Origin of the sequence: Streptomyces colwelliae (assembly GCF_048158785.1) — a bacterium.
In the GTDB taxonomy this organism is placed as follows: Bacteria; Actinomycetota; Actinomycetes; order Streptomycetales; family Streptomycetaceae; genus Streptomyces.
In genome coordinates this window covers 34,250-40,525 of record NZ_JBLTJC010000056.1, presented here as the reverse complement: position 1 = coordinate 40,525, position 6,276 = coordinate 34,250, and the positions used below count along the sequence as shown (strand labels likewise).

The 6,276-nt window shown below is 70.7% G+C and carries 8 protein-coding genes; 5 read left to right on the top strand and 3 right to left on the bottom strand.

The window, feature by feature from the left end:
- The 4 genes from ACNFOC_RS14660 to ACNFOC_RS14645 form a co-directional block, all read left to right on the top strand.
- Window positions 1-414, top strand: a 414-nt coding sequence (locus tag ACNFOC_RS14660) for a copper amine oxidase (RefSeq protein ID WP_521985184.1), incomplete at its 5' end; no start/stop codon positions are given.
- Window positions 407-1,822, top strand: coding sequence for an APC family permease (locus tag ACNFOC_RS14655; protein WP_416959551.1), 1,416 nt, complete (start codon window positions 407-409; stop codon window positions 1,820-1,822). The genes ACNFOC_RS14660 and ACNFOC_RS14655, both read left to right, overlap by 8 nt.
- Window positions 1,812-2,258: a hypothetical protein gene (locus tag ACNFOC_RS14650; RefSeq protein WP_416959550.1), complete on the top strand. Its 447-nt coding sequence runs from the start codon at window positions 1,812-1,814 to the stop codon at window positions 2,256-2,258. The genes ACNFOC_RS14655 and ACNFOC_RS14650 overlap by 11 nt, the downstream gene beginning before the upstream one ends.
- A 43-nt stretch (window positions 2,259-2,301) precedes the next feature.
- A complete protein-coding gene (locus ACNFOC_RS14645; RefSeq protein ID WP_416959549.1) occupies window positions 2,302-2,901 on the top strand; it encodes a TetR/AcrR family transcriptional regulator in 600 nt (199 codons plus the stop codon).
- A gap of 15 nt (window positions 2,902-2,916) precedes the next feature.
- Here ACNFOC_RS14645 and ACNFOC_RS14640 read toward each other — a convergent pair whose 3' ends face one another.
- The 3 genes from ACNFOC_RS14640 to ACNFOC_RS14630 all read right to left on the bottom strand — a co-directional run bounded on the left by ACNFOC_RS14640 (window position 2,917) and on the right by ACNFOC_RS14630 (window position 5,300).
- Window positions 2,917-3,144, bottom strand: coding sequence for a non-oxidative hydroxyarylic acid decarboxylases subunit D (locus tag ACNFOC_RS14640; protein WP_416959548.1), 228 nt, complete (start codon window positions 3,142-3,144; stop codon window positions 2,917-2,919).
- A gap of 65 nt (window positions 3,145-3,209) precedes the next feature.
- Complete coding sequence (locus ACNFOC_RS14635; RefSeq protein ID WP_416959547.1) at window positions 3,210-4,634, bottom strand: non-oxidative hydroxyarylic acid decarboxylases subunit C; 1,425 nt, start codon at window positions 4,632-4,634, stop codon at window positions 3,210-3,212.
- A gap of 69 nt (window positions 4,635-4,703) precedes the next feature.
- Entirely contained in the window at window positions 4,704-5,300 is a 597-nt protein-coding gene (locus ACNFOC_RS14630; protein ID WP_416959546.1) for a non-oxidative hydroxyarylic acid decarboxylases subunit B, read from the bottom strand.
- A gap of 120 nt (window positions 5,301-5,420) precedes the next feature.
- Here ACNFOC_RS14630 and ACNFOC_RS14625 point away from each other — a divergent pair, with 120 nt between their 5' ends.
- Window positions 5,421-6,254 (top strand): AraC family transcriptional regulator, encoded by an 834-nt coding sequence (locus ACNFOC_RS14625; protein WP_416959545.1) that lies wholly within the window; start codon window positions 5,421-5,423, stop codon window positions 6,252-6,254.
- The last annotated feature ends 22 nt before the right edge of the window (window positions 6,255-6,276 follow it).

Sequence of the window (6,276 nt, the reverse complement as noted above, 5' to 3'; positions counted from 1 at the left end):
CGGCCGGTCGCCTACGCGCTGCACCCGGAGGGCAAGCCGGCACTGCTCGCCGATCCCGGGTCCTCGGTGGCGGCCCGCGCGGCCTTCGCCACCAAGCACCTCTGGGTCACCGCCCACGACCCGGCCGAGCGCTATCCGGCGGGCGACTTCGTCAACCAGCATCCCGGCGGGGCGGGACTGCCCGCGTACGCCGCCGCCGACCGGGACCTCGACGGGCAGGACCTCGTCCTCTGGCACACCTTCGGCCTCACCCACGCACCGCGTCCCGAGGACTGGCCGATCATGCCGGTCGACACCACCGGCTTCACGCTCAAGCCGGTCGGCTTCTTCGACCGCAACCCCACCCTCGACGTGCCCGCGAGCACCTCCGCCCACGCCACCCGCGGGACGGGCACAGGGGGCTGCCATGTCTGAACAGACCATCAGCACCAGCACAGTTGACACCCCGTCAAAACTCCGTGGCTCGATCGGAGTCGGCGGGATCGTCTTCATGGTCGTCGCGGCAGCCGCGCCGCTCACCGCCATCGGCGGCGCTCTGCCGGTGATGCTGGCCATCGGCAACGGCCCCGGCGTACCGGCCGCTTATCTGCTGGTCACCGTCGTCCTGCTGCTGTTCAGCGTCGGCTACGCGGCGATGAGCCGCCATGTCGTCGACACCGGCGCCTTCTACTCGTACGTCACCGCCGGCCTCGGCCGGATCACCGGCACCGGAGCGGCCGGGCTGGCGCTGCTCACGTACAGCACGATCCAGGCCGGGATCTACGGCCTCGCCGGCGTCACCCTGCAAGGGCTGGTCGTGAAGTACGGCGGCCCCGACCTGTCCTGGTGGCTGTGGGCCGGAGTGCTGTGGGGACTGGTCGCGGTGCTGGGCTACCGGAACATCGAGGTCGGCACGAAGGTCCTGTCGGTGCTGCTGATCCTGGAGGTCGGCATCGTCACGGTGATGACGGTGGCGATCCTCGCCCGAGGAGGCGCCCACGGCATCGACTTCGACTCCTTCACGCCCGGTGCCTTCACCACGGGATCGCCGGGAATCGGGGTGATGTTCGCGGTCGCCTCCTTCGTCGGCTTCGAGGCGACCGCCCTCTACAGCGAGGAGGCCAGGGACCCCAAGCGCAGTGTGCCCAGGGCGACTTACCTGGCGGTCATCGCGATCGGCGGCTTCTACGCGGTGTCCAGTTGGGCGGTGGTGCTGGCCGTCGGTTCGGACGACGTGCGGGGCGCGGCGGCCAAGGACACGAGCGGGCTGGTCTTCACGGTGGCCGGGCAGTACGTCGGTCCGGCCGCCTCCGACACGATGGAAGTCCTGCTGCTGACCAGCCTGTTCGCGGCGCTGCTCGCCTTCCACAACGCGATCTCCCGCTATCTGTTCTCCCTCGGCCGCCAGGGCGACGCCCCCGCCGTCCTGGGCCGCAGCCACGCCAAGCACGGCTCGCCGCACGCCGGTTCGCTGGTGCAGAGCGTGTCGGCGGCCGTGGTGGTGGGGGCGTTCGTCCTCGCCGGATCGGATCCGGTGCTGGAGCTGTTCACCTGGATGAGCGGTCTGGCCACGCTCGGTGTGCTGGTGCTGATGATCCTGGTCGGCGTCGCGATCATCGCCTTCTTCGCCCGGACCGGGGCGGACAGCCGGCTGTGGCACACCCGGCTCGCGCCGGCGCTCGGCGCCCTGGGGCTGTGCGGGATCACGTTCATGGTGCTGGCCAACTTCACCACCCTGATCGGTGGTTCGGCCCGGCTGGCGCGGCTCTTCGAGGGGATCGTCGTGCTGTTCTTCGCGGGCGGCGCGGTCTCGGCCCTCGTCCGGCGCCGTCGTGACGCATGACGTCCTCCCGGCCGCCGTCGCGCTGACGGGCTCCGGTCTGTGCCTCGCGGGGCATGTACCGGGGCCCGTACAGCACTGGGGGCCGCACGCCGTCGTACTCGCCGTGACCCTGCTGATGGTGGTGGGGAGCCCGGGGCCGTACCCGCTGCTGGCGTGCGCCGCCGTGACGACGGGCATGTGTCTGTTCGCCCGCGGGCCGGCCGCCGCCGACCTCGCTGTGATGGCCGTGGTCACGGCGGCCATGGCCCGGCTTCCGCAGGGGCACCACCACACCGGCGGTCACGGACTGTTCGTGCTGGCGGTGGTGCTGTGGGTGCTGGCGCGGGCGGGCGCCTTCATGCACCGGGCACTGCGTCCCGGTGCGCCCCGCGCCGGTCCGCTCGGCGACGCGGGCGGCGCGCTGATGGCCCTGGGCATGGCCGCCATGCTGGCCTGACCGGGTCGGACCGGTGCCGGAGCGGCTGGATTAAGGTCTGGGCATGCCCAAAATCGTCGATCATGACGCTCGCCGCCGCGAGATCATCGAAGCCGTATGGGCCCTGATCGCAAGACGCGGGCTCGACGCCGTCACCATGCGCGACCTCGCCGCCGAGGCCGGATACGCCAACGGTGCGCTGGCCGGCTACTTCCGCAACAAGGACGAGATCCTTCTCGCCGCGTTCCAGCACACCTTCGAGAGCACCAACGTCCGGGCCCGCGAGTCCATCGGCGACGCGACCGGCCTCGCCGCCCTGCGCCTGCTCTGCCTGGAGATCATGCCGCTCGACGAAGCGCGCCTCATGGAGGCCCGGGTCGTCATCGCCTTCTGGGACCGCGCCGTCCACGACGAGCGCATGGCCGAGGTGCACGAGAACGCCATGGCGGCCTGGCGCACCCAGATGTGCGGCTGTCTGCGACAGGGCCGCCGGCACGGCGACATCGTCACGGGCACCCCGGACGACGAAGTCGTCGACACCCTGCTCGCGGCTCTCATGGGCTTCCAGATCAACGCGGTCCTGCTGCCCCACACCACCACGCCCCGGCGTCAAGAGGCGGTTCTCGACGGCTTGTTGGGCTTGTTGGGCTCGTTGGGCTCGTAGCCGAGCGTGGGTGATTCAGCCGACGCGCAGCGGCGGTACGACGGGCACCTCCGGGGCCGTCTCGATGTCGGCCCGCGTCATCCGGAACTCGACGGGGTACGCCTCGCGCCGGGTGCGGCGGTCGGGTTCGGTGGTGCGCCACATGTAGAGGCAGCGGGCGCATTGGAGTACGTCCCACACGCCGGGGACCGGTGAGGTGGTCACGGTGTCGACCGTGTCGTGGGCGCAGCGGGGGCAGATCATGGCGGTCGACTCCTGAGGTCGGTTCACTGGGCGTTCAGCGGGCTTCGGTGGGGCTTCGGTGGGCTTCAGCGGGCGGCGATGAGGGCGCGCAGCCGGTCGGCCCACTCGGGGGTCTCGGGCAGGTCCCGTACCGGGGTGTCGAAGTGGCCCCTGTTGTCCGGTGCGACCGGGGTCGTGGCGTCGATGATCATCTTGCTGGTGATTCCCGGGGTGTCGGCGGCCGGTGCCAGGGCCATGACCGACAGGTTGGGGACGATGATCACGTCGTCCTGGGGGTTCACCTTCGCGGACATCGCCCACATCACCTGGGGCAGGTCGAAGGGGTCGACGTCCTCGTCCACGACGATGACCTGCGTGACGTAGCCGAGGCCGTGCGGTGTGGTCATCGCGCGCATGCCGACCGCCTTGGCGAAGCCGCCGTAGCGCTTCTTCGTCGAGACGATCACCGCGAGGCCGTGCGTGTACATGGCGTTGACGGCCTGCACCTCGGGGAATTCGGCGCGGAGTTGCTTGAGGAGCGGGACGCAGGTGTTGGGGCCGACCAGGTAGTCGACCTCGGTCCACGGCATGCCCAGGTAGAGGGACTCGAAGACCGGGTCGGTGCGGTAGGAGACGCGGTCGATGCGGATCGTCGGCATGCGTCGGCCGCCGGAGTAGTGGCCGGTGAACTCGCCGAAGGGGCCCTCTATTTGGCGCTTGCGGCTCTCCACGACGCCCTCGATGACGATCTCGGAACCCCAGGGGACGTCGAAGCCGGTGAGGGGCGCGGTGGCGATGGGCGCGGGGGCTCCGCGCAGGGCGCCGGCCATCTCGTACTCGGACTGGTCGTAGCCCATCGGCATGCCGGCGACGATCGTGATGACGGGGTCGTTGCCGAGGGTGATCGCGATGGGCAGGTCTTCGCCCGACTCCTCGGCGGCGTGCAGGTGTTGGGCCACGTCGTGCATGGGGACCGGCTGGAAGGCGAGGCGGTCGCGGCCGATGACCTCGATGCGGTACGTGCCGACGTTCTGCTTGCCGAAGTGGTCCGGGTCGCGCGGGTCGCGGGAGACCACGGCGGCCTTGTCGAGGTAGAAGGCGCCGTCGCCGTCGTTGAGCCGGAACAGCGGGAGAACCTTGAACAGGTCGATGTCGGCGCCCTGTTGGGTGTTCTCCCGCCAGGGCGCGTCCTCACGGCGCTCCGGTGCGACCGGGAAGGCGTCCCAGCGGCGGGCGAACTCCTCGACCTGCTCGCGCACGGAGGTGTCCGGGGGCAGTCCGAGGGCGAGGGCGTGGTTGCGCCAGGAGCCGTGGACGTTCATCGCGATCCGGGCGTCCGTGAAGCCCTTGACGTTGTCGAAGTAGAGGGCGGGGGCGCCTTCGCCGATGCGTCCGGCCGCGTTGGCGGCGGCGGCCAGGTCCGGTTCGGGAAGGACCTGTTCGGTGATCCGCAGCAGCTGGCTCTCCTTGTCGAGGGTGTCCAGGAAGCTGCGCAGGTCGTCGTAGGGCATGGGGGCTCCGTACGTGAAGGGGCGTGTGGCGCGGGTGCTTTGGGCGCCTCGGATGTCTCGGGTGGCGTCTCAGGCGGCGGGTTGGATGCGTGCGTCGCGGGCGGTCCGCATGCCGTCCCAGCGCTTGGCGGCGGGGGCGGGCAGGTCGAGCTGGTCGAGGACGCGGGAGGTGATGTGCGTGACGATGTCGTCGACCGTGGCGGGGTGGTTGTAGAAGGCGGGCATCGGCGGCACGATGCGGACGCCCTTACGCGCGAGGTCGAGCATGTTCTCCAGGTGGATCTCGCTCAGGGGTGTCTCGCGCGGTACGAGGACCAGCGGGCGGCGCTCCTTGAGGATCACGTCGGCGGCCCGGCCGATCAGCCCGTCGGCGTAGCCGGTGCGGATGCCGGCCAGGGTCTTCATGGAGCAGGGCACGATCACCATGCCGTCGGTGCGGAACGATCCGGAGGCGATGGTGGCGCCCTGGTCCTCGGGATTGTGGACGACGTCCGCCAGCCCGGCGACCTCGCGGGCGGTGCGTCCCGTCTCCAGCTCCAGGGTGGTCCGGGCCCAGCGGCTGAGGACGAGATGGGTCTCCACCTCGGGCAGCTCGGCGAGCTGCTCCAGCAGCCGGACGCCGAGGACGGCTCCGGTCGCCCCGGTCATCCCCACGATCAGTCGCACGTCGCCAGCTCCTTGCCCAGTCCGGTCTCTGTGCTTTCGACCGTAGGAGCGGTTCGAGGCCCGACAGGGGTAGGCTCGGGACTCGCCATGGGAAAAAACGGTCAGCCTGACATCACGGACGTGCCGTACCGTCCGTCGCTCGCGGCGCCCATCGGTATGGACGTCGTGGACTTCACCGAGCTGCTGGCGCGCGGTGAGCGGCGCGGTATCGACCTGTCGGCTCCGCAGCGGCCGGACTTCCACCACCTGATCCATGTCACGGAGGGCACGCTGCGCCACCGGGTGGACTTCACGGACTGCGCGGTGGAGGAGGGCGGCTGGCTGTGGGTGAGCTCGGGGCAGGTGCACCAGTACGTCCCCGCCGACCTGACGACGACCCGCGGCACGATCGTCATCTGGCAGCCGGGCTTCGTCCTGGCCGATCCCCCCTTCGACCAGTCACCCCTGCTCCCGACAGGACCGCACGCGCGAGCGGCACGCCTGACACTCCGTCATCTCACCCATGAGTACGCCGACTTGGCCTCACTCCCGCTCGACGCACACCTCCAGACCCTCCGCATGCTCCTCTCCGTCCTGCTGCTGCGCCTCTCCCACGTCCGCCCGGACCCGGTGTCGTCCGCCCCGGCCGACGACACGTTCCGCCGCTACAGCGCCGCCCTGGAACGCGACTTCCGCACCAGCCACCAAGTCGCCGACTACGCCGCCGCGTTGGGCTACAGCCCGCGCACCCTCACCCGGGCGACCCTCGCGGCCACCGGCACGACCGCCAAGCAGTACCTCGACGCCCGCGTCCTCCTGGAGGCCAAGCGCCTCCTCGTCCACACCGACGCGACGGCGGCGGACGTCTCCCGCGCGCTCGGCTTCGGCGAGCCGACCGACTTCGCGAAGTTCTTCCGCAAGCGGGAGGGCCGTACGCCGTTGGAGTTCCGGGCGGTGGCGCGCGGGCAGACATGAGTAGCCCGAGCAACCGGAGGTG

Excerpts from the sequence above, each read along its gene's own strand:
- ACNFOC_RS14640 (WP_416959548.1), bottom strand. The coding sequence starts at position 3,144 with ATGATCTGCCCCCGCTGCGCCCACGACACGGTCGACACCGTGACCACC.
- ACNFOC_RS14655 (WP_416959551.1), top strand. The coding sequence starts at position 407 with ATGTCTGAACAGACCATCAGCACCAGCACAGTTGACACCCCGTCAAAA.
- ACNFOC_RS14645 (WP_416959549.1), top strand. The coding sequence starts at position 2,302 with ATGCCCAAAATCGTCGATCATGACGCTCGCCGCCGCGAGATCATCGAA.
- ACNFOC_RS14635 (WP_416959547.1), bottom strand. The coding sequence starts at position 4,634 with ATGCCCTACGACGACCTGCGCAGCTTCCTGGACACCCTCGACAAGGAG.